The organism is Pseudomonas sp. P4_C1, assembly GCF_056402155.1.
In genome coordinates, this window is record NZ_JBFUHY010000047.1 from 14,882 (window position 1) to 37,099 (window position 22,218).

The window sequence follows — 22,218 nt, forward strand, 5'->3', positions numbered from 1 at the left end:
CAGGACGCAAAAGTGTTTCTCCCCTGTAGCCAGTCGAGATCAAAAAAAGTATCACCGGCTCGGTAAATATTTTTTTGACTCAGGCCGGGGAGAGCATGACCCAGTAGCCATTCAAATGGCCGCTGACGAGAATCGGGTAGGTTTGCGCCAGCATGTTCAACGTGCGCTGGCTGTCGCTGATGGGGTAGGCGCCGGAAATGCGCAGATCGGCAAGCGCCGGATCGAGACGCACGAAGCCACGGCGATAGCGCGTCAGTTCGGCGACGAAATCGGCCAGGCGCATTTTGTCCGCCATCAGCATGCCTTGGGTCCAGGCGCCGACGTAGTGGTCGGCGACGCTGAGCTGGCCAAGCGTGTGGGAAGAAAAGTCGGTGCGTTGACCGGCATTGACGATCAGGGGTGTGCTTTGGCGATTTTGCGCGAGTTCGACTTTCACCGCGCCTTCCAGCACGGCAAGGTGAGTGCGAGGTTGCAGTTCTCGAACGGTAAACCGCGTCCCTAATGCCTGCATGCGGCCCTGACGGGTGCTGACCAGAAAGGGGCGGGCGATCGGGGAAATGTCCGGTGCGGTTTGCACCAGTATTTCGCCTTCGCGCAGGTGGATGAGGCGTTGATTGGCGTCGAACAGCACGTCGATGGCGGTGTCGGTGTTCAAGGTGATTTTCGAGCCATCGGCCAGAGTCAGTTCGCGCTGCTGACCGACGGCCGTGTGATAGTCGGCGGACCACTGCTGCGATTCGGCCAGTTTCCAGCTGCCCCAACCGGCTGGCAGGATCGCCAGAATCATCGCCAGTTTGCCCAGCGCCGCGCGCCGTTCCGAGCTGCTTGGGCGATCGAGTGCCGACATGGCCAGCGACGGTGGCAAACCGCCGAGTTTGGTTTGCAACAACTGCGCGCGCGACCAGGCTCTGCTGCGTTCGGGCGTGCTGACTTTCCAGCACTCCCATTCGGCACGTTCGGTGTCACTGAGTTCGCTTTCACTCATGCGGATCAACCAGTCGGCCGCTTCTTCAAGGGCCTGGTGGTCGAGGTGCGGTTCATTGCGCCGTGCGAGCATTCATTCCACCAGCAACAGGCACTGCACGAAGGCTTGCTTCATGTAGCGTTTGACGGTGATCAGCGAAACGCCCAATTGCTCGGCGATGTCGTCGTATTTCAGGCCGCTGATCTGCGACAGCAGGAATGCGCGTTTGACCAGCGGTGGCAGGGCGTCGAGCATCGCGTCGATTTCGTGCAGGGTCTCCAGCACCATGAAACGCAGTTCCGGCGAAGGCACTTGCGGCGCGGGCACATGAGCGAGGGCATCGAGGTAGGCGCGTTCCAGTGCCTTGCGCTGATACCAGTTGACCAGAATGCCTTTGGCCACGCAGCTCAGGTACGCGCGAGGTTGCTCGATGACGGTGACCCGGGACGCGAGGATGCGGGTGAAAGTGTCCTGCGCCAGATCCGCCGCATCCATGGCGTTACCCAGTTTTTTCCTCAGCGTCGCGTACAGCCAGCCGTGATGGCCGCTGTACAGGGCTTCGATCGCGCGCAGGTGATTGTCATTATTCGCGGGAAGGGTTTCGCTCATGGCTGCAGATTTTTTATGCAATTGAGAAGTATTCCCAATGCTAGTTTACAAACCCGCTGCGACGCAAGCGCCGATTGTTGTCCTGTTCAGACTCGCGGCTGACGACGCAGCGCAGTAATCATCGTGTCGATTTCCGCCTCGGTGTTGTACGCATGCAGCGACGCGCGGCTGACCTCCGGCAAGTTCCTGTGCTGCATGTCGAGCAGGGTTGAGCGGAACGTCGAGGTGGTGACGTTGATGCGTTTTTCCTGACTGGCCAGCCACTGCTGAACCTGCGCGGCGCTGCTATTGCAATGAGTGAAGGTAACGATGCCGGATTTGACCGCCCCCAGGTCTCGCGGCGTCACGCCCGGGATATCTGCCAGTCGCTGGCGCAGATAATCCGCCAGATGCTGAATCCGCAGCCACATCGGTTCGATGCCTTGGGCCAGTGCGTATTCCACCGCTGCCCCGAGGCCCAGTTTGGCGGCGACATTACACTCCCAGTTTTCGAAACGCCGTGCGTCGGGGCGGATTTTGAACGCGTCCGCGGTTTGCAAAGACGCCGCATGCAGGTCGAGAAACGCTGGCACCAGCTTCTGGCACAGCGATCTTTCGACATACAAAAATCCCATCCCTCGCGGCCCGCGCAAGTATTTGCGGCTGGTRGCGGCGAGCATGTGGCAACCGATTTTCTGCACATCGATCGGCATCTGCCCAACCCCCTGGCAAGCATCGAGCAAAAACAGCACACCCGCCGTGCGGGCGAGGGCGCCGATCTGCTCGATGGGTTGCACCGGCCCGCCGTTGGTGGCGATCACGGGCAGGGAGATCAGCGCAACCCGATCGTCGTCGAGCATATCCTTGAGCGCCGATAACGAGACCTGGCCGTGCTCATCGTTGGGAATGACGCGAATCTCGATGCCGCACTGCTGCTTCAATTGCAGATAAGGAATGTAGTTGCCGGCGTACTCGGTAGTCGACGTCAGCACCACATCGCCGGGTTGCAGCGGCAATGAGTAGAACGCCATGTCCCAGGCGCGCGTCGCGTTTTCGATCACCGCGATTTCATCGGGTTGCGCGTTGATCAGGCGCGCGATGGCGCCATAGACATTGTCCACTTCGGCCGATTGCTGCCCGGCCGCTTCATACCCGCCGAGACTCGCTTCAAGCTGAATGTGGCGGGTCATGGTTTCGATCACCGGCGCCGGCATCAGCGCCGCGCCGGCATTGTTGAAGTGGATCAGTTGCGCGACGGCGGGTGTGTCGGCACGCAGTTGTTCAATGTTCAAAAGCTGGCTCCTTGATCAATCCCCGGGCGGGGCAGGACTCGGTTGCATCACCGCAGGCCAGTAACGCAGCGCAACAATCGGGATCAGCGCCACGACGTAGGCCAGGCAAACGAACAGATAGGTGTACTGCAAACCGTAGACCTGACTGAGCAGACCGCCGGCTGAGATCCCTGCAATCGAGGCAAATTGCGCGGTGCCCTGTGCGATTCCCAGCACATGGCCCTGCTGCGAGCTGTCGGCGGTTTTCGATATCAGCGCCATCAACACCGGCGTGGTCGCACCCAGCAATACGCCCCAGATAAAGTAGGCGATGACGAACACCACCGGATTACGGGTGATGCCCGCCACGGCGGTGAGGACGATGCAACCGATGACGACGTAGGTCATGCGCTGCAAAGTGTCTTGCTGGCCACGGTGTTCGAAATAACGCGACCACGAAGTGGCCGACAGAATGAAACCCAGCGCCAGCAAGCCGTAGCACAGGCCGACCACTGAATTGCTGACCTCGAACACCGAGCTGACATACAGCGAGAACGACGTCTGTGGCAGCATCCGCGCCAGCAACAGAATGCCCATCACGCCGAGCAGCGACAGCAACGGCGAACCTTGCCAGAGGTTGCCGGAACGGCTGGCCGGCACGGTCTTGTCCGCGACCACTGCTTTCTTCACCGGCGGCACATCCGGCAAGGTCACGGCGGCGATCACGGTGCACACCGCACACAACGCCGAGGCGATGATGTTGATCCAGAAGAACGTCGCGTAATCGAGGATCAAACCACCGACTACCGCACCCAGCAGTGAGCCGACGTTGGTCGAGATTTGCAGAATGGCGAACAGCCGCGCCCGTCGCGAAGGCGCTTCAATGCTGACGCCATACGCCTGCGCCGGAGCGATGTAGCCGGCGAACGCGCCTTGCAGGAAACGCAGGATCAGAATGACCCAGATGTCAGTGAACAGGGCCAGCCCAAGCTGAGTCAAAGACAAACCGGCGAGGGCGCGGATCATCATCAACTTGTGGCCGTAGCGATCACCGATACGGCCCCAGAATGCACTGGTCAGAATAATGCCCAGCATCGGCCCGACGTACACGGCGATGCTGGCGAAGCTGAAAACCGACTCCGAAGTCGTCAGCCCACGCAGGTGGACAGGCCAGAACGGCCCGCTCATTTCCATCGCCCCCATCGACACCAACTGGATCGCAAATAGAAGATAAATCAGGATTCGTACTCTTGAACCCTGGATGACACCTGCATGGGACATGAGTCAGCCTCGGTTAAGCGCTAGCGAGCGGGTTGGTCAGGGTGTGTTGCAAACGATAGTTGCTGTACTGCATCAAGTGCATGCGCAACAACGATCGGGTCGGCCATGGATCTTCGACGAACGCCTTGTGCTCGGTTTCCCACACTGCAGGCGAGACACGATCGCGCACGGCCTCGAAGGCAAGGTCGGTTTCCTCGCGCAAGACTTGCCACAGCCGCGTGTTGTTCAAGCCGTACTCCTTGGTCAGCCACAGGGCGATCTCGTGCAGATGCGTGAGGAACGCCGCGTCCAGCACAAACATGCGCACCGGCTCGATATCACCGCAGAACACCGTCGGCAGAATACCCGGCTGAACATGCGGTTGCAGGCTGTAGCCACGTTCTTCCAGCCATGGCGCGTAGGTGCGGCCATCGCCGAAATCGCGGATCAGCAGACTACGTGCTTTGCCGTCGGGGGAAAACAGCACCATGGTGTTTTGCTGGTGGGCTTCGAGGCCGATGCCGTACATCAAATAGATCGCCACCACCGGGTGGGTGACCACTTTGGCGTACTCGCGGAACCAGCTCTCGACCTGTGCTGCATTGGCCCGCACGCCATCACGCTCGATCAGATCGGTGAACAACGGCCGACCACTGCCGGGCAAACGAGTGAACAGCGAGGCCACGGTAATCGGCAGGCAATCGTCATTGCGTTCGAACGCTGGCGCACTGGCGCGATAGACCACGGACAAATGACGGCCCGGATGATCGTCCTGGGTGACCGCGTTTTTGTAACGCACACCGATTTCTTCCGGGAAGATTTCCAGGCGCTGATCGAAGCCGTTTTCGACCTCCAGAATCCTGGTGATCACCGTGCTGATGCGCGGCCCCATGTGAATCGATTTGGCTTGCAGGCTGCGCAGCTCGCTGGTCATCCATACGGCGATTGGCAATTTGATCAGCGGCGCACATTCGTCCAGCACCGGCATCATCGTGCGGTAGGACATGGTCGGCAGGGTCGGGATGTCCGGGCCGTCGGTGATCAGGATGCCTTCTTCGATTTGCGCCGCGAAGGTCTTCAGCACATAGGCCTGCAAGTGCCAGGCGTGAATCGGCAACGGCAGCCACTCGGTTTCGTCCAGGCCCTTGCTGTTGAGCGAGGCTTTCCATTGTTCCCATTGCGCCGCAAAGTTGCCAGCGAACCAGTCGTGGTAACTGGTCACGTGAGGCATGCTTTCACTTTTTGCGTTGTCGGCGCGCAACGCGGCGATGCGCAGCGGCACGTGCGCGTTGAACTCGGGCGACAGTTGCTCGACTTCCTCATCGGTCAGGCCCGGTCGGGCTTTCCACGTAGGGTAGTACGGATGGCCTTCCAGTGAACCCCACTGGTCGAGCAGGATCGCGGCGTCCTTGTTCTTGGCGTGCTGGCGCAGGTAGTCAGTGAAGCTGTTGAGCCCTTTATCCTTGGCGGCCTGTTGCAGTCGGGCGTTCCATTGCTGGCGATGCCGACGCGCGTGAGCGTCGTTGGTCAGGCTGTTTTCCATGTCGGATTTAAGCCCGGCCACGCCTTCGTCAGTCGGTTCGAAGTCGAAGCTGTCGCGCAGCACATCCAGCATGTCCTGATGGCTGGTGATGACCTGGCGCACACCTTCGTCGGTCACCAGCACCACGTCACCGTCATTGACCACCGTGTCGGCCGGGCCTTTGGCAATGTCGGAGAAAGCCAGGTGGGCGCGGCCGCCCTTGAGCGGGTAAGTGGCCTGGTTGCCCTCGACGGAAAAGCTCAGGGCCGAACGGTCGAGGATGTTTTCCGCAAAAAGGCAGCGAACCAAGCGGCGCATGGCGTTTTTGCGGGAGTAGGCGATCAGTGTCTTGAAGTCATCCATATCAGCGGTCTGCTCATCGAAAATTGAATAAAGAGATCAAGCGGCGGCGCTTGTCGTGTGTGGCCAGTGGCTCGGGAAGTAATCGAGCGCCGAGTCGCGCAGGCCTTGCATGTAGGCCACGCTCCACTGAAGGACTTCCTCGATATACGGCACCTTGAGGTCGAAACGTTTGGCCATTTCCACCAGCAGCACCAGGCCGTAGGCGACGTCTTCGTTGAAGGCCCGGCTCTCGCGCTCGATCACGTAACCGGCGCGGTTGCCGGCGGCTGGCACCATCGGCGCGAGGATGTCGTTGTAGGCCTGATTGGTGCGCAGGATCGACAGCATGCTGCTCTGGTCGCGGATCTGCTCGCCGTAGGCCTCGACGATTTCCTGTTTCAGGGATTTCACCGAGGACAGGTCGATGCCCAGTCGTTGGCTGATCACTGCGCACAAGTCCTGACTTTCCTGATCCATGCGTTCGAGGAAGTAAGCGCCCAGTTCCGGGCACTCGGTCCACCAGCACATGGGTTGCGGGAAGATCTTGCGATGCCACTGGCCGTACGGGCCGATGAGGCCGTAGATCACCGAGCTGTGCATGATCGGGTTACCCGGCGTCAGGGTGATCTCCAGATAGTGGTCGAGCATCGTCACGCACGGGCCGTACAACCGCGTCAGGATTTCCTCCAGTTGCTGACTGGACGCCCGCGACTCGCGGGCATGGGTTGCCACATACAGCTGGCTTTTGCCGCCGCCCATTTTGATCGAGCGCCCCGGTGTCAGCTCGAACGCAGTATGCGGAACATCCTTCATGCCCCAGATCACTACATTCGGCCGATCGGGCAGGGTAGCTTCAGCCAGCCAGTCGAAACCACAAAACCCCGGAATCGCGCCGACGTAGACCGGTTTGCTCGCGCTCAGATGCGGCGCAATGGCCTTCAGCGTTTGTGGTCGGGCATGGGCGGGCACGGTGATGATGACGATGTCGGCATCTTCCACCGCCGCTTTTGCATCGCTGGTTACCCGATCCAGCCGGGCACTCAGGGTCGAGCCATCGGGCAGCAAGGCCTGCATCGGCGTGTGACGGGCGTGCTGTTCGATGACCTGCGGATTATGGGTGTGCATCGAAACCTGAACGTTGGGCAGTTGCTTGAACAGGATGGCGTTGAGATGGCCGGTCCTGCCGCCACCACAGATGGCGACTTTCAACAGATTCATCGAGAGGCGTTCCTGTGTGTTGAGTCATGCGACGCTCAGTTGCAGCGGCGCGGAAACGGATTCCAGCCATTGGGTCTTGCCCAGCCAGGCATCCAGTTGCGGTGCGATGCCCGGGTCGATCAGGTCGCGCTCTTGCAGCCATTTATCGTCGAACACGGTGTGCAGGTATTTCTCGCCGCCGTCGGCAATCGGCACAACTACGCTGCCGGTCAGTACGCCCTTGTGGATCAGCTCCAGCGCCTTGAAAATCGCACCACCGGTCGAGCCGCCGACCAGCAGGGCGAAGTTGCGCGCGATGTAGCGGGCCGTTTCGAACGCCTGAGAGTCGGTGACCTGCACACCCAGATCGATGCAGCTGTAGTCGAGCACCAGGCCGACAGTGTCACCGGCCGGCGTACCGGTGCCGGATTGGTAGTAGGGATAGCCGGGGTGGCCGAAGACGATCGAACCGGCGGGTTCCACCGCGACGGTCACGGTGTCCGGGTTGTGCACTTTCAAGCCACGTGCGATGCCGGTCATCGAACCGCCGGTGCCGACACAACCAACGTAAGCGCCGACAACGCCTTCAGCCTGAGCAATGGTTTCGCGGACGAAATCACTGTAGCCGCCGGCATTGGCTGCGTTGTCGGACTGGTTCATGAACACTGCCCCGGGGATCTCGGCCGCCAGTTCGGCTGCCATACGCTGGCGCTCGACCACCGCGACTTCATCTTCGCGATACGTACCTTTGACGAAACGAATGTCGGCCCCCAGAGCCTTCATCACCGCGATCTTGTCTTGCGCCGCGTGATGGTCGACCACAGCGATAAAGTGCAGGCCGAACTCGACCGCTGCCATGGCCAAGCCAATCCCGGTGTTGCCGGAGGACGACTCGACGACCACGCCGCCGGGTTTCAATCGACCGGACTTGAGCGCAGCCAATACCATGTTGCGTGCCATACGGTCTTTGATACTGCCGCCGGGATTGTTTTTTTCAATTTTCAACAATAAACGGGCGTTGGTGTCCGGAACATCGATGCCCAACATCGGCGTATTACCGATAAGGTCGGATACTTTATTCAAGATCATTTAAATTGTTTCCTTTAGTAGTCAGGTGAAAACGCAAAGTTACCTTCCGTACAACAGGTCGCCGTCAACCGCCGGGGCAGGGGGTGGCGATGAAACTCGTTCTCCAGCAAGTCCATCTGATAACCGGCGGTATTGATGTAAATCAATAAGTCGCCGGCTTGAGGCACAGTCGCGAAGTTGATCAGGCGATGAGTGATGACGTCATCGTCCAGGCAGCTATGGCCCGCTATATACGCTTGGGTCGGTGTGTCGGGCAGTTCTTTTGTGCTGATGAGTATTGGATCAACCAGGTATTCAGAAGCGAACCAGGTTTCGCAGGCGCTGAAACTGCTGCCCTCAACAAAAATTACGGTTTTGTTGTCGGCCAGTTTTTTTGTGCGTGTGACGCGGAATATTGAAATGGCCGCCTGGTCCACCAGACTCCGACCGGGTTCCAGTGCCAGGGTTATATTCTGTCGGTTCAAATAGTTTGCGATGGAGAGGCCTTTTGAGTGTTCGGCCTCGAGTAATAACGTCAACCATTGCGGCGCTGTCAGGTCGCTGCCGTAAGGGTAATAGGCAGCGGGAACTTTCAGGTTATGATAATGGCTGGGGTTATTGTCGTTTTGCAGGAACCGAGCATAGTCCTGGGGCTCGACATAACGAATCGGCAAGCCGCCGCCAATATCAATCATCCGCGGATTCAAGCCCATTTCCCTGGCCGCCTCGACGAACCCGGTGACCTCACGAAAGGCTTGTGCACGGGGTTCAAATCCATAGCCGCCGAGATGGAAATGGAAACCCTCGAAGTGAAAAGACTCAGCGTATTTCGTCAACCGTTGAAGGCCTTCGAGCAAGTCTTCCGAGCCCATTCCAAATCGACTCCCTGGACTGCTCCTAGGTCTGTAGCGCAGTAAAACCTTGGCTTTGGCAAGGCTTGGCTGTGCGTTGATCACGCTTTTCAGGTGATCGAACTCTTCCAGCGAGTCCACGCAAATCAATGAACCGGCGCTGATCAGTGCTTGATGAAACGCGGCAGTTTTGGCCGGTCCCGTGGCACAGATTTTTTCTGCTGGCGTGCCGGCTCGCAGCGCTGCATGCAACTCGTGGATGCTCGACACATCAACGCCGATCCCCGAATTTGCCGCTGCACTGAGCATGCTCTGGGACTTGTTGGCCTTGGCCCCGTAGAAAAGGGCATGAGGCACGTCGTACTGCTTCAACACCGCCAGCAAGGCATGTGTGTTTAATTCAAAGGCATGGGGCCAGACCAGATTCAATGGTGAGCCGTGTTGTTTGACCAAGTCTTTAAGTGTGCCCGGAAAGTCATTGATGAGCGTGGAAATAAGCGGGTCGGTCAGCGGCTTTAACATCTCCGGATGATGAACTTTATTTCGTTGCTCAACAGCGGGTGTATTTGTTGTAGGCATAGTTAACCCCTGGCCCCGTAAATGACGTCGCTATTGATGTTTCGATAACTAAGCGTTATCGATTCATGTAGTCTTTTTACTCGTCAGATACGAGGTCTAAACAATTTGGAGGCGGATGCCAGGCGAAATCCGGGTCTGGGTTCGAAGCGCTGATCGTAATAAATGGTTCGCAAAACAATTGCATGAGAATCCCATTCCATAATGGTTTGTACGGACGTGTTAATTGGCCACTCGTTGAGGGCCAATCCCCTGTAAATACCCGTAACTGACATTCAAATGGCATCACTGACAGGTACTTCCCGAGATACTGATGATTTGCTTTGAAGCGAGGATAGTTCCTCTTGGCGGCGTGAACAATATTGCGAACGAGAACGATTATCAAGTAAGGTTTTCAAATATTTTTGAATAAAGACCTGCTCAAGGCGAACGCATGAACGTGTTTTTACACGCTCAAGGTCTCGTTCGCCCCGAGATAAAAAGTCCCTTAAATCCTTGAACAATAAGGCGTTAAGGGCTGTTGCGAGAAACCCCGGAACAGCATGCAAATCCGCCGCTGAAGGGGCCTGAAAATTTTCAGAAATCACGACTGGTTCACGCCAAGGAGCAACACCATGCAATCCGATCGACTCAGCAGCAAAACCCCACTCGCGATCAGCTACCTGTTCGTGCCGGGCAACCGTCCCGAGCGGTTTTCCAAAGCCGTCGAAGCAGGGCCGGACGCGATCATCCTCGATCTCGAAGACGCCGTTCATCCGGACAGCAAAGCCGCCGCACGCGCCGCCATCTGGGCCTGGCAAGAGGCGACGCCGAGCGGCGCCTGCGAACGTTACATCCGCCTGAACAGCGTGAGCAGTTCGCTGTTGCGCCAGGACCTGACCTGGCTCAGCGACATGCGCTACCCCGAGCGTTGCAGCGGGATTTTCCTGCCCAAGKCCGAATGCCCCGAGGCGCTGACGCGGGTGGTCGAGTGCCTGCTGGAGTGGCAACCGGAACTGAAGATCGTTGCCATCATCGAGACTGCCAAAGGCCTGCAACAGGTCGAATCTATTGCCGCGATTGCGGGGCTGACGCGGCTGGCGTTCGGCTCGTTGGATTTCTCCCTGGACATCAACTGCAGCCAGATTCCCGAGGCGTTTGTGTTCGCCCGCAACCGTATCGTGCTGGCTTCGCGCACGGCGGATTTGCCGTCGCCGATCGACGGCGTCACCCCGGCGATCAGCGATTTGGCGGTGGTCGCCAAGGACTCGCATTACGCGCGATCGCTGGGCTTTGGCGCCAAGCTGTGCATCCACCCATCGCAACTGGCCACAGTGCAACGCGCCTTCCTGCCGGATTCGCGTCAACTGGCGTGGGCCGATCGGGTGATGAGAGCGGTTGCGACCGGTAGCCACGCGGTGCAAGTGGATGGCGAGATGGTCGACTTGCCGCTGATCGAGCACGCCCGGCGCCTGCTCGATGTGGCCAGCCAATACGCGCCGATTGTTCGCGCAGATGCCTGCTGAATCCCCGGCGAATCAGGAGATCAACCATGGAACACGGTTATCAGATTGCGCTGCGGCCGCTTTGCGAAGTGCTGCAATCGGAGCAGGTCGACCCGGCCAACGTGACGATGCTGCGCGAGTCGATTATCCGGGCCGGGCATTGGCTGGAACCGATCATCGTCGAGCGCTCGCGAGGCATCGTGATGGACGGCAATCATCGCTTCAACGCGGCGTTGCAGTTRGGCTTGAAGCGAGTGCCGTGCATCCAGCTCGATTACACCGATCCGCGGGTGTGTGTGCGGCATTGGCAGACCGGGCAGGCGTTCGAAGTAGCGCGGATTTTCACCACCATCGCCCGCGGCGAGATCTTTCCGTACAAGACCACCCGGCACGCGTTTGACCCAGCGTTGCCAGTGGTCGCGATACCGCTGGAGCACCTGTATGCCTGACCTTGGCCGCACAGAAGCAAAAAAACTTTACCGAGGGTGATACTTTTTCGCAGATCGACTGGCAATGGGAGTGATTACCATTTTCCCTTGATGAATAGGATCCTCACGTCATGCCTGTTGTCAGTCGTCCTTGCGGTGAGCGCGTGTTAACACTCGCCATTCGTACCGCCATGCTGAATTTTGTTTTGGTCGCAGGAAGCGCCAACGCCTGGGCCGCCAGCCCTGAGCAACAAGCCGTTGCCGCCGACAAGACCTCGAACATTTCGGCTGCGACGCCGACCGATGACGGCACGGATACGCTGACCCTCGGCACCACCAACATCAACGCCCGTTACAACGGCGCGACCTCATTGCCGCAAGCGTTCGCCGGTGGCCAGGTTGCGCGCGGAGCTCGCCTGGGCATGCTGGGCAACAAGGACGTGATGGACACCCCGTTCAGCGTGACCAGTTACACCGCCAAGACCTTGGYCGACCTGCAAACGGTAACCGTGGCCGATGCACTGGAACGTGATCCATCGGTGCGTTCCACCGGTCAGACGGGCGGCATCGTCGACTCGTTTTTCATCCGTGGCTTTCCGGTCGGTGAAGGCAATCTGGGCGAACTGGCGTTCGATGGCGTGTATGGCGTAGCGCCGAACTACCGCGTATTCACCGAGTACGCCGAGCGCGTTGAAGTGCTCAAGGGACCGGGCGCGCTGATGTACGGCATCTCGCCCAACAGTGGCGTCGGTGGCGTGATCAACATCGTTCCCAAGCGCCCGCTGGATGAAGACCTGACCCGTTTCACCGGCACTTACGCCTCGGATTCCCAGGTTGGCGGTCATCTGGATCTCAGTCGTCGCTTCGGTTCGGAAAACCAGTTTGGCGTGCGCTTCAACGGCAACCTGCAGGGCGGCGACACGGCCATTGATGATCAGCACCGCGACCTGGGCATCGGTGCCATCGCCCTAGATTATCGCGGCGAGCGCTTGCGCTTGAACCTTGATTACATCAGTCAGAAAGAGAGCTTCGATGCACCGTCGAGGCCATTCACCGTCGCGCCTGGTATTGATGTCCCGTCCGCGCCCAATGGTCGTACCAACCTGCCGCAAGACTGGGGCTGGTCGGACACCAAAGAGCAGTCGGCCTTGCTGGGGGGCGAATATGACCTGACTGACGCGGTTACCGTGTTTGCCCATGCCGGTGGCGGCAAATCGGACGTCAAGCGGTTGTCTGACCAGGTGCCGAGAATCCTCAATGAGGCAGGCGATACCAGCAACATTCCGGGTTACTACAAATTCAACGTCGATCGTTCGACGGCCGATGTCGGCATCCGCGGCGTGTTCGCTACAGGGCCGATCACTCACACGACCACGCTGATGGCGACCCAGTACCAGGATGAACTGTCCCGAGGGATCAACAACGGCACCGAAATCCGTTCGAACATTTACCACCCGATCGATGTGCCCAAGCAATTCATCAACTCGCCGAAGGTGCTGCGCATTTCCGAATCGGATCTGTCCGGCGTCGCGGCGACCGACACGTTGTCCATGCTCGATGACCGCTTTCAGTTGACCCTCGGTGTACGTCGCCAGTATATCKAATCACGCAACTACAACGCCGCAGGTTCGGTCAGCTCGAAATACAACGACAGTGCCACGACTCCACTGGTCGGCGTGGTGGTCAAGCCTTGGGAAGATGTCTCGCTCTATTACAATTATGTTGAAGGCTTGAGCAAAGGAGACATCGCACCAGGCACGGCGGCCAACGCCGGTGAGAGTTTCGCCCCGTACACATCGAAGCAGCATGAACTCGGCGTCAAATATGAGTTCGGTACGTTCATGACCACGCTGGCGTTGTTCCAGATCGAGAAGCCAAGTGGTGAAATCGGTGCCGGCAACGTGTTCTCGGTGCAGGCTGAACAACGCAACCGCGGCATCGAGTTGAGCATGTTCGGCGAAGTCGCGCCGGGCACGCGCTTGATGGGGGGCGTGACTGTGCTTGACGGCGAGTTGACCGATTCGGCGACAGCAGCCAACCGCGGCAACAAACCGGTGGGTGTGCCGGACGTGCAAGCCAACTTCTGGGCCGAATGGGATACACCATGGCTTGAAGGCTTCACTCTGACCGGTGGTGCCATTTACACCGACAGCCAATTCGTCAATCAGGCCAATACGCAGGAGCTGGACGCCTGGACCCGTTTCGATGCCGGCGCGCGTTATGCCACCAGGATCGAAGGCCGGCCAACGACATTCCGCGCCACCGTGCAGAACGTGTTTGATCGTGAGTACTGGTCGGGCGTTGCTTCGTACGGCGCATTCTCCCCGGGTTATCCGCGGACCTTGCAGCTGTCGGCCACCGTCGACTTCTGACGAAGACGGGAAGGGTTGCTACGGCAGACGTAGCAACCCCATCTGAACATTTCGCAAAGGGAGTATTCGCGTGTTGAACAACTCAGGCTCAGCGGCTGAAAGCGCACCTTCACCGTTTCGGACAGCGACCAATCAGCTGGCGTTCGTATGCGATCGCAGCCTGAATGCACACATCCGTGAATTGCTTCGTTTCTATGGACTGCGCGCGAGTCTGATCCGCTTCAAGGTCCTCAATGCGCTGGTCGCCGCCACTTTGGATGGGCGTGCCGTCGGTGTCCGTGGGGTACATGCCTATCTGGCGTCGCTGTCTGCCGGGATGACATTTGTCAGTGTGCGCGAAGTGCTTAAACGCCTGTGCGACGAGGACGTGATCCTGCTTCAGGCCGACAAGAGCTACCGTATCACCGACGAAGCCTGGGCGATGCTCAAGCAGCATCTGGATGGCTGAAAGGTGTTTTCGATTGGCTGTTTTCGTCGCGGCCCTCGAACCCATGAAAGTGATATACCGTCCTCTTTAAAGACTCTCAGGATCCCCGAAAAACATTTTGACTGGGCTCTAGGGCGGTGGTTACAGGGCCAAAAATTTTGACGTTGCCCCCAATCTTGCCCCCGCTCGTACCCGCTACACGAGTGATTGCGAACGGGGATTCTGACTGAAATTCAGTATGGTACTTGGTGGTTTTGGGTGGAACGCTCATTTAAATTTAGCTGGGCGGCTTGTTCCATCGGTTGGCTACTGATGCATCTCCGTAACGGACATAGTGAAAACCAGCTTGGATCTGCCAGCGTTGGAATAAGAGTGAAGAACATCGGTTTTCGCCACTGCTGAGCTTCCAGCAGGGATGACCAATTCTGTTTCCCCTACCACACACTTCAGCGTCCCTTTCTCCACATGAAACAGTTCAAGCGTGCCCTGAGGGTGTCCCTGTGATGTGAAGGATTCTCCTGGAAACATTTCCCAGCGCCATAGTTCGATCATGTTGGGGCCTGTGGTGCCCGCAAGAAGCCGCGCTGTCCCTCCGAGGTCTCCAGTCCAGAGAGTGGGGATGTCTTGACTGTCGATAATATGGGCAGAAGGCGCTTCGGTCACATTGACGATGTCTGCAACTGACAGGCCTAGCGCAGCAGCGATTTTGCAAAGGATGCCAATGCTGGGATTCGCCGTACATTTCTCTATTTCAACGACCATTCCCTTGCTCACCCCAGAGCGACGGGAAAGCTCGTCCAGAGTAATTTTCTGCGCCTTTCGTGCTTGTTTAAGCGTGCGTGCGACGGCCAGGCTCACGGTCTGAGCGTCAGCGCCAGGGGCGGTCGATATACCGGTATTTATGGTCATTGGTAATGATCATGAGGAAAAAATGTGCAGGGATTCTCGGCTGTTGACGATAGTCTCGTCAATCAACTCGGTGGTTACAGCAGGTCAGCATGGTCGATATATTGACTTTTTTGGTCGGCAATGACTAGCATAAAGTGACATGTGGATCACTGGAGGTTTTTGATGCTGTCTGTACTGCCGTTAATCGACCAAACCATTGCAGAGCTGGCTCCGGGCTTCAGGGCTCTGAGCATTGTGGTGGAAGCTGCGCCTCTGACCCACCCTGATGTTGCTCAGGCGGCTTTGGACCGTGCTTGCAAGGCGGTATTGTCGGGCGACCCAGTCTGGGGAGAAGCCCATCTGGCAGCATGGGCAGATACCTTTCGAAAGTTTGGGGCTAAGCCGCAACGGACTCCTAGCTCAGCCGAAGCGTTGCGTAAGCGGGTTTTACGTGACGGCAGCTTGCCGAGCCTGGATCCCATCGTCGACCTCTACAATGCCATCAGTATTGAGTATGCGATCCCGGTCGGCGGGGAAAACATAGAAGCCTATGTTGGCTCTCCGCAGCTCGTTGCCGCTGACGGCACCGAGCCTTTTGACACCATGAAAGAAGGTGCTCCTGCTTACGAGTATCCAGACGCTGGTGAGGTGGTATGGCGCGACGATACAGGCGTGACATGCCGTCGCTGGAATTGGCGGCAAGGTGTCAGAACCCGGCTGAGTGCTGAGGCAAAACACATGTGGTTCATTCTGGAAAGTTTGCCGGCAATGCCGCTTGAAGCCCTGACTGAAGCTGGCGACAAGCTGATTGAAGGCCTGCAGAGGATGATGCCAGGCGTCAAGATAGAGAGTTCGCTGATTGGTCCTGGAGCCAATGAGTCGATCGGCGAATGCATGGAGTGATGAACGATGTTTACCGGTCTTAGCGCATTTCCTTTGACGCCCATGAATGAGCAGGGAGTGGACGAAAATGCGTTCACTCGCCTTGTGCAGCAACTGGTGACGGCGAAAGTAGATTCCATTGGTGCTCTCGGGTCTACAGGAAGCTATGCGTATCTTTCTCGGGCTGAGCGCTCTCGAGTTGCGCAGTTGGCGGTAGAGGCGGCGGGGGATGTGCCTGTCATGGTCAGTATTGGATCGCTACGCACCCGCGACGTGTTGTTGCTAGCTGAGGATGCACAGAGGGTGGGGGTCAAAGCCTTGTTGCTGCCACCCGTTTCCTATCAGAAATTGTCTCAGGACGATGTATTTTCGCTGTATGAAACGGTTACGGCCAATATCTCAGTCCCGCTATGTGTCTATGACAATCCTGGCACCACCCATTTCGAATTTACTGACGAACTGCATGGGCGCATTGCCGAGCTACCCAATGTGAGCTCAATCAAAATCCCGGGCGTTCCCGAAGCCCCCTACCTGGCCAAGGCACGCGTGGATGGTCTTCGAAAGCTGATTCCGAACCACGTTACGATCGGAGTAAGTGGTGATGCGTTTGCTGCTGTCGGCATGAATGCTGGCTGCGACGCTTGGTACTCCGTCATGGGAGGGCTGTTCCCCAACACTGCACTTGCAATCACGCGAGCGGCATTGTCAGGTGATGCCTGCGAGGCTACACGCCTTTCTGAGTCATTAAAGCCGTTCTGGACATTGTTCAGGCAATTCGGAGGAAGCTTGCGCGTGGTAGCTACAGCAGCGGAGCTTCGTGGTTTTACCCACTCTCCGAGCTTGCCACTGCCGCTCAGAACGATAACTGGGGAAGGGCGTAAGCGAATTGCCGCGGTGATCGATGAGCTTGAACTGAGCTGAATATCGGCTGGGACATCGAAAGAGAAAGCCTCCCCCATCCTCCTTGATGAGGCAGGAAAACGGGTGCCTAGAGTTTCAAAAACGTTGTGAAATGGTCCTTGTGATCCTGCAGGATTTCCCGTGGCAGGATCGTGCCGATACCCCCTCGATGCTGTAGACCATGGGAAAGTACATGGGCAAGGATTTGCTCCTTGGTCATGTTGCCTGGTTTTCCGTCCTTGAAATTAAATGCCACTGGATCAGACAGCTCCATTGCCGTGACTGATTTCGTGTAGTTAACAAACCATTGATTTGCTCTCGAAAAATCCTCCTTCAACTGACTGATGTCTTGCCGTTGTTCGGTGACGACGTCATCAAACTCGTCGGGTTTTCCTTGCAGTCGGGCGATGAACAGTTGATCAACAATATTGATGTGGCTGAGCCAATAGCAGGCCTTCTCCATTTCTACTGGAAAGGACGTTGCCGCAGGTGCTTTCAGGCACTTGAATAGCGCCTCCTCAGACCATGCCTTGTACTGATAAAGCGAGTGCAGCAAGTCCCTGGTACACATGGTGTTCTCCCGATTTTCTAAGCGTTAGTGTCCCTGGCCCGTTGGAAACGGTAAGCGACAGGGCGCCTTCCTGCAGCGGCGCCGGATGCCGTTGGACAGATTAAATAGTCACTATATTGACTTTTATAGTCAATGGTCTGAAGCTGGTAGCAGGCGGTGAAAGTCGCCGCACTGAATTTCAGCAGAGCATCGCCTTGCGGGTGGCAGCTCGTAGATGGCGAGAGGGTGTCTAAGATCATGAAGTACGTCAGCACACGGACGCCTGGTAAAACATTCGAATTCAGCGAGGTACTGATGAGCTCGTACGCGCCGGATGGAGGTTTGTTCGTGCCGTGCAAGGTTCCCCGCTTCCAAAGTGATGAACTCTCCAGGTTGGAATGGCTGCCCTTTCATGAGCTGGCCCGCCATGTGATCGAGCCTTTTCTGGGGGGGTGGGTCCCGCAAGATCAGCTGTCTCAGATTCTCGAGGAGACGTTTGACTGCTTCAAAAGCAAAGCGGTTGCGCCGCTTTATCAGACGGCAAGTAATGAGTGGATATTAGAGTTGTTTCATGKACCAGCAGGCGTCTATCAAGACTTTGGCCTCCAATTGATGTCTCGCCTGGTTGAGTACTCTTTACTGAAGTCGGGAAAGAAAGCGTTTGTTGTGGGTTGCACGGGCGGAGACACGGGCGCTGCTGCGATTACAGCGTTTTCAGGGATCCAGGGCGTCACCGTAATTGTATTGCATCCTTCCAGAGGAATAACGGAAGAGCATCGACGTCGCTTATTGAGTACTGATGAAGAGAATATTGTAAACGTTGCAGTGGATGGGGATTATTCTGATTGCCATCGGCTATGCGAACAGTTCTTTGGGTGTAACAACAAAACGCAGCAGCATCTCATATCGTTCAATTCAGTGAATTGGGTCCGGGTGCTTGCACATCTATCCTTCTATTTTTATTCCGCCCTTCAGCTCGGGGCGCCTAAGAGAGAAGTTGCCTTCAGTGTGCCAACCGGGAATTTTGGTGCGCTGTATGCAGGTTATATTGCCAGGGAGATGGGGTTGCCTATCCGGCAATTGATCGTCGCCACCAATGCCAATGCTGGCCTACATAATTTTCTCCAGTCTAATCTCTACAGTCGCAATCAGATTCGCCTTACCAATACGCCTAGTATGAACGTTTCACTGGCTTCGAATTTTGAACGCTTGCAATGGAGCATTCTTAATCGGTGCGGAGATAAAGTAGCCCGGAATATGGAGCTGTTAGAAGGCGAGGGAGCTATTCAGTTAGAGCAAGATGAATGGTTGGAGGCGCGAAAACTTTTCGACTCGCTGGCCGTGGAAGACTCGGATGCGTTCAGCAGTGTTCATGAGGTATTTGTGCAGAGTGGTTATCGGGTCAGTGCCAATACCGCGATTGGCTTGCGAGCCGCTCGTGTCTGCAGGCGCAGCTTGCTTATTCCCATGATCTGCTTAGCGACAACACACCCATCAAAGCCTGCTGCAGCGATCGATGAATTGGACGCGTTCGGTACCATAAAAGGCATAGGCGCTCCTCGGCCTGCAGATAAGTGTATTTCAATCCCTAATGATATTGGCGCACTGATGCAGCTCATCGGGACGTTGTCCACAGACACGGAGTATCGCTCGTTATAAGTTTGGAGTCAGAGATGAAACGTGTTTTAGATAAGGTTGATGAGAAAATATTGGAAGAACTTACCCGTAATGCGCGGCTTGCTCACAATGACATTGCAATGAAAGTAAACTTGTCCAGGAATGCCGTCAGACTCCGGATTGAACGATTGGAGCGCGATGGATACGTCAGGGGGTATACGATCATTAAAGGGATGCCCTCCACGGATGCCGGGCCCATCAACGCGTTAATCTTCGTTTATCGTAAAGACAGGATGCGTGATGCTGAGGTTGTCCGTTCTGTTGCAGCTATGCCTGAAGTCATTTCATGCAATGTGATGAGTGGTGATCTTGATATTGTATTGACTGTTGAGGCTATGAACTCAGATCGTATTCATAGGGTCTGGAGTGAAATTTCAGCGTTGCCAGGGGTTCTAAATACTGTAACGTCTTTTGTTTTATCCAGCACCAAGTAGCACGGGCGAAAGCAGAGTGCGCTGTTGTACGAGCATTTTGCTCGCAACAATGTTCTGTTTGCCATATTCGTTAAAGCAAGTTAACGGATTACTATTTCAGCACCAAAACATAACAATGAGAATTTTGTCGTGACTGAGTATAAAATTGCTCTACTTGGCTTCGGCGGTGTCAATCGCGCCCTAACTCAGCTTATTGCCGATAAGAACTCGCGCTGGGCAGATGAGTTGGGTTTCAAGCTGAAGATTGTCGGCGTCAGCGACCTTTACCTTGGCTCAATTATCAATAAAGACGGTCTGGATGCTCGTGAGTTGGCTGCAGTGCCTGCCGCAAAAGGGGGCTTCAGAACCTTGCCAGGCGGCAGTGCTGAACCCGCTAACGAAACGGTCATCCGCTTCTCGGGTGCCGATATCATCGCTGAAGCAACGTTCACCAACCCTGTGGACGGTGAGCCAGCCACTACCTTCTGCCGCTGGGCTCTGGAGAAGGGCGTTAGCGTTGTGACCACCAACAAAGGGCCGGTGGCGCTGCATGCTGAAAGTTTGAAAGCGCTGGCTGAAAGCACCGGTGCCCGGTTCGAGTTTGAAGGTTCTGTGATGAGCGGAACGCCCGTTATCCGTTTGGCCAAGGAGTCGCTTGCGGGTTCGGAAATCAGCGGCTTCAAAGGGATTCTCAACGGTACATCCAACTTTGTCCTCTCCAGCATGGAGACGGGTCTGGACTTCTCCAACGCTGTCGCAAAGGCCCAGGAGTTGGGTTATGCCGAAGCCGATCCAACAGCGGATGTGGAAGGGCACGATGTCCGTCTTAAGGTCGTCATTCTGGCGAATGAACTGCTGGGTGCAAAGCTCAAGCCTAGCGATGTTCTGTGCAAGGGCATCTCTGAAATTACCGCCAAAGATATTGCTGAGGCAACGAAAGCCAATGCCCGGTGGAAGCTTATCGGCAGTGCAGAGAAGCTGAGTGATGGCTCGATCTCTGCCTCGGTTAGTCCTCAGTTACTGCCATCCAATGACGCGCTTTGCGGTGTGAGTGGAGCAACCAACGCAATCACCTTTAATACCGCCATTCTCGGCCCTGTCACTGTCGTGGGTGCGGGTGCCGGTCGCTTTGAAACCGCCTTTGCCTTGCTCGCCGATATCGTGAGCATCCACAAGATTAAAACCCAGTCAGGTAAGTAATCATGAATAGCTTGAGTCTCTCACTCGCTGCTGATTATAAGGCCATTACGGTGCTTAGCCCGTTTGACGGTAGCAAGGTGGGTGAGGTGGCAGACATGCCTGCTTCATCGGCCACCACGATAGTCGACACGGCTAGTTTGGGTGCCTTGATTGCCAAGGACCTGCCGCGACATGAACGGGCACGCATATTGGAAAAGGCGGCGTTCTCGGTTGAGGGTGATAAGGACGCCTTTGCCAAACTGATTGTGGCGGAGTCGGGTAAAACGCTGAAGCAAGCGAGAAAAGAGGTGTTGCGCTGCGTCAATACGTTGAAGTTGTCGGCCGAGGAGGCCAAGCGTAATGCCGGTGAAGTGATTCCTTTCGATGCTTATGTCGGATCCGAATCTCGCCAGGGATGGTTCACTCGCGAGCCCCTGGGTGTAATTGTCGCGATCACACCTTACAACGACCCCCTAAATCTGGTCGCACATAAATTGGGACCTGCCATTGCGGGGGGGAATGCAATTGTTCTCAAGCCGTCTGAGCTCACACCTCTATCAGCGATCAAACTGGTGGATTGTCTTATCGACGCAGGCCTGCCTCCAGTTGTTGTGACAGTCGCCACAGGAGGTGCTGCTCTGGGCAAGGCCTTGGTCGCGCACCGGGCGGTACGCATGGTTTCGTTCACGGGCGGCTTCGTCACGGGTGAGCAAATCTCGCGTACAGCCGGGCTCAAGAAACTGGCGATGGACCTCGGCGGAAATGCCCCGGTTATCGTAATGGCCGATTGCGATCTGAATGAAACAGTCGATTCGTGTGTGTCGGGTGCTTTTTGGGCTGCCGGACAGAATTGCATTGGCACCCAGCGGATTTTAATCGAGGCGCCACTCTACGAAGCATTCAAAACACGCTTCATTGAGAAAACCAGCCAGTTGATCGTGGGTAATCCAGCGGATGAGCAGACGGATGTCGGCCCGATGATTACTCAGGCGTCAGCCAAGCGTACCGAGGAGGTGGTGAATGACGCCATCGCTAAAGGCGCAACCTTGTTGTTTGGCAATACACGCAACGGTTCGCTTTATTCGCCCACCGTTCTGGAAAGCGTCGACCGCCACTGCAAGCTGTGGTGCGAGGAAGTGTTCAGCCCTGTCGTGATACTCCAGAGCGTAGGTTCCCTGGATGAGGCCCTGACGCTCGCCAACGAACCAGACTACAGCCTGCATGCGGGGATCTTCACCAGTAATTTGAATGTTGCGCTGAAGGCAGCCAAGCGGCTTGAGGCTGGCGGCGTCATGATCAACGACTCCTCGGACTATCGATTCGACGCAATGCCTTTCGGTGGTTTCAAGTACGGGAGCATGGGGCGTGAAGGTGTGCGT

21 protein-coding genes are annotated in these 22,218 nt (G+C 56.7%); 10 read left to right on the forward strand and 11 right to left on the reverse strand.

Annotated features, from left to right (window positions below; genetic code table 11):
- Nucleotides 1-79: 79 nt before the first annotated feature.
- From AC1DU9_RS20805 to AC1DU9_RS20845, 9 genes are all read right to left on the reverse strand, one after another.
- Nucleotides 80-1,057 (reverse strand): FecR domain-containing protein, encoded by a 978-nt coding sequence (locus AC1DU9_RS20805; RefSeq protein WP_223458049.1) that lies wholly within the window; start codon nucleotides 1,055-1,057, stop codon nucleotides 80-82.
- Entirely contained in the window at nucleotides 1,058-1,573 is a 516-nt protein-coding gene (locus tag AC1DU9_RS20810) for a sigma-70 family RNA polymerase sigma factor (RefSeq protein WP_223458047.1), read from the reverse strand.
- A gap of 86 nt (nucleotides 1,574-1,659) precedes the next feature.
- Nucleotides 1,660-2,844: an aminotransferase class V-fold PLP-dependent enzyme gene (locus AC1DU9_RS20815; protein ID WP_477810729.1), complete on the reverse strand. Its 1,185-nt coding sequence runs from the start codon at nucleotides 2,842-2,844 to the stop codon at nucleotides 1,660-1,662.
- Nucleotides 2,845-2,859: 15 nt separating this feature from the next.
- Nucleotides 2,860-4,104, reverse strand: a complete 1,245-nt coding sequence (locus tag AC1DU9_RS20820; protein ID WP_223458042.1) for an MFS transporter — start codon at nucleotides 4,102-4,104, stop codon at nucleotides 2,860-2,862.
- Between the two features lie 13 nt (nucleotides 4,105-4,117).
- Nucleotides 4,118-5,968: an IucA/IucC family protein gene (locus AC1DU9_RS20825; RefSeq protein WP_223458040.1), complete on the reverse strand. Its 1,851-nt coding sequence runs from the start codon at nucleotides 5,966-5,968 to the stop codon at nucleotides 4,118-4,120.
- Between the two features lie 36 nt (nucleotides 5,969-6,004).
- Nucleotides 6,005-7,165, reverse strand: coding sequence for an NAD/NADP-dependent octopine/nopaline dehydrogenase family protein (locus AC1DU9_RS20830; RefSeq protein WP_223458038.1), 1,161 nt, complete (start codon nucleotides 7,163-7,165; stop codon nucleotides 6,005-6,007).
- Nucleotides 7,166-7,189: 24 nt separating this feature from the next.
- Nucleotides 7,190-8,233, reverse strand: coding sequence for a PLP-dependent cysteine synthase family protein (locus tag AC1DU9_RS20835; RefSeq protein WP_223458035.1), 1,044 nt, complete (start codon nucleotides 8,231-8,233; stop codon nucleotides 7,190-7,192).
- Nucleotides 8,234-8,247: 14 nt separating this feature from the next.
- Complete coding sequence (locus tag AC1DU9_RS20840) at nucleotides 8,248-9,642, reverse strand: Y4yA family PLP-dependent enzyme (RefSeq protein ID WP_457265908.1); 1,395 nt, start codon at nucleotides 9,640-9,642, stop codon at nucleotides 8,248-8,250.
- A gap of 272 nt (nucleotides 9,643-9,914) precedes the next feature.
- Nucleotides 9,915-10,226: a hypothetical protein gene (locus AC1DU9_RS20845; RefSeq protein WP_223458031.1), complete on the reverse strand. Its 312-nt coding sequence runs from the start codon at nucleotides 10,224-10,226 to the stop codon at nucleotides 9,915-9,917.
- 27 nt (nucleotides 10,227-10,253) lie between these two features.
- On the opposite strand from AC1DU9_RS20845, the gene AC1DU9_RS20850 reads away from it, so the two are divergent.
- The 4 genes from AC1DU9_RS20850 to AC1DU9_RS20865 all read left to right on the forward strand — a co-directional run bounded on the left by AC1DU9_RS20850 (nucleotide 10,254) and on the right by AC1DU9_RS20865 (nucleotide 14,371).
- Nucleotides 10,254-11,144 carry an HpcH/HpaI aldolase/citrate lyase family protein gene (locus AC1DU9_RS20850; protein WP_477810730.1) on the forward strand — a complete coding sequence of 297 codons (891 nt, stop codon included), beginning with the start codon at nucleotides 10,254-10,256 and terminating at the stop codon, nucleotides 11,142-11,144.
- 26 nt (nucleotides 11,145-11,170) lie between these two features.
- The gene (locus tag AC1DU9_RS20855; protein ID WP_457265907.1) at nucleotides 11,171-11,572 is read left to right on the forward strand and encodes a ParB N-terminal domain-containing protein; all 402 of its coding nucleotides are present in this window, start codon (nucleotides 11,171-11,173) and stop codon (nucleotides 11,570-11,572) included.
- Between the two features lie 110 nt (nucleotides 11,573-11,682).
- Nucleotides 11,683-13,923, forward strand: coding sequence for a TonB-dependent receptor (locus tag AC1DU9_RS20860; RefSeq protein ID WP_477810731.1), 2,241 nt, complete (start codon nucleotides 11,683-11,685; stop codon nucleotides 13,921-13,923).
- Nucleotides 13,924-13,993: 70 nt separating this feature from the next.
- The gene (locus AC1DU9_RS20865; protein WP_411740695.1) at nucleotides 13,994-14,371 is read left to right on the forward strand and encodes a fe2+ zn2+ uptake regulation protein; all 378 of its coding nucleotides are present in this window, start codon (nucleotides 13,994-13,996) and stop codon (nucleotides 14,369-14,371) included.
- Nucleotides 14,372-14,656: 285 nt separating this feature from the next.
- Here the strand turns inward: AC1DU9_RS20865 and AC1DU9_RS20870 are convergent, their stop codons facing one another.
- Entirely contained in the window at nucleotides 14,657-15,208 is a 552-nt protein-coding gene (locus tag AC1DU9_RS20870) for a helix-turn-helix domain-containing protein (RefSeq protein WP_457265905.1), read from the reverse strand.
- Between the two features lie 213 nt (nucleotides 15,209-15,421).
- Here AC1DU9_RS20870 and AC1DU9_RS20875 point away from each other — a divergent pair, with 213 nt between their 5' ends.
- Nucleotides 15,422-16,141: a B3/B4 domain-containing protein gene (locus AC1DU9_RS20875; protein WP_115948026.1), complete on the forward strand. Its 720-nt coding sequence runs from the start codon at nucleotides 15,422-15,424 to the stop codon at nucleotides 16,139-16,141.
- A gap of 6 nt (nucleotides 16,142-16,147) precedes the next feature.
- On the forward strand, nucleotides 16,148-17,041 hold the full coding sequence (locus AC1DU9_RS20880) for a dihydrodipicolinate synthase family protein (protein WP_115948025.1): 894 nt from the start codon (nucleotides 16,148-16,150) through the stop codon (nucleotides 17,039-17,041).
- Nucleotides 17,042-17,108: 67 nt separating this feature from the next.
- On the opposite strand, the gene AC1DU9_RS20885 is transcribed toward AC1DU9_RS20880, so the two are convergent.
- A complete protein-coding gene (locus AC1DU9_RS20885; RefSeq protein WP_115948024.1) occupies nucleotides 17,109-17,591 on the reverse strand; it encodes a DinB family protein in 483 nt (160 codons plus the stop codon).
- Between the two features lie 237 nt (nucleotides 17,592-17,828).
- On the opposite strand from AC1DU9_RS20885, the gene thrC reads away from it, so the two are divergent.
- From thrC to AC1DU9_RS20905, 4 genes are all read left to right on the forward strand, one after another.
- Nucleotides 17,829-19,229, forward strand: coding sequence for a threonine synthase (gene thrC, locus AC1DU9_RS20890; RefSeq protein ID WP_477810732.1), 1,401 nt, complete (start codon nucleotides 17,829-17,831; stop codon nucleotides 19,227-19,229).
- Between the two features lie 14 nt (nucleotides 19,230-19,243).
- Complete coding sequence (locus AC1DU9_RS20895) at nucleotides 19,244-19,681, forward strand: Lrp/AsnC family transcriptional regulator (protein WP_115948023.1); 438 nt, start codon at nucleotides 19,244-19,246, stop codon at nucleotides 19,679-19,681.
- A 129-nt stretch (nucleotides 19,682-19,810) separates the two neighbouring features.
- Nucleotides 19,811-20,860, forward strand: a complete 1,050-nt coding sequence (locus AC1DU9_RS20900) for a homoserine dehydrogenase (protein ID WP_223458021.1) — start codon at nucleotides 19,811-19,813, stop codon at nucleotides 20,858-20,860.
- Nucleotides 20,861-20,862: 2 nt separating this feature from the next.
- Nucleotides 20,863-22,218, forward strand: a 1,356-nt coding sequence (locus AC1DU9_RS20905) for an aldehyde dehydrogenase family protein (protein ID WP_477810733.1), incomplete at its 3' end; no start/stop codon positions are given.

Bases quoted from the DNA above. Each gene is read 5' to 3' on its own strand.
- AC1DU9_RS20825 (WP_223458040.1), bottom strand. From the start codon at position 5,968: ATGGATGACTTCAAGACACTGATCGCCTACTCCCGCAAAAACGCCATG.
- AC1DU9_RS20880 (WP_115948025.1), top strand. From the start codon at position 16,148: ATGTTTACCGGTCTTAGCGCATTTCCTTTGACGCCCATGAATGAGCAG.
- AC1DU9_RS20895 (WP_115948023.1), top strand. From the start codon at position 19,244: ATGAAACGTGTTTTAGATAAGGTTGATGAGAAAATATTGGAAGAACTT.
- AC1DU9_RS20805 (WP_223458049.1), bottom strand. From the start codon at position 1,057: ATGCTCGCACGGCGCAATGAACCGCACCTCGACCACCAGGCCCTTGAA.
- AC1DU9_RS20875 (WP_115948026.1), top strand. From the start codon at position 15,422: ATGCTGTCTGTACTGCCGTTAATCGACCAAACCATTGCAGAGCTGGCT.
- AC1DU9_RS20885 (WP_115948024.1), bottom strand. From the start codon at position 17,591: ATGTGTACCAGGGACTTGCTGCACTCGCTTTATCAGTACAAGGCATGG.
- AC1DU9_RS20830 (WP_223458038.1), bottom strand. From the start codon at position 7,165: ATGAATCTGTTGAAAGTCGCCATCTGTGGTGGCGGCAGGACCGGCCAT.
- AC1DU9_RS20810 (WP_223458047.1), bottom strand. From the start codon at position 1,573: ATGAGCGAAACCCTTCCCGCGAATAATGACAATCACCTGCGCGCGATC.
- AC1DU9_RS20820 (WP_223458042.1), bottom strand. From the start codon at position 4,104: ATGTCCCATGCAGGTGTCATCCAGGGTTCAAGAGTACGAATCCTGATT.
- AC1DU9_RS20835 (WP_223458035.1), bottom strand. From the start codon at position 8,233: ATGATCTTGAATAAAGTATCCGACCTTATCGGTAATACGCCGATGTTG.
- AC1DU9_RS20840 (WP_457265908.1), bottom strand. From the start codon at position 9,642: ATGCCTACAACAAATACACCCGCTGTTGAGCAACGAAATAAAGTTCAT.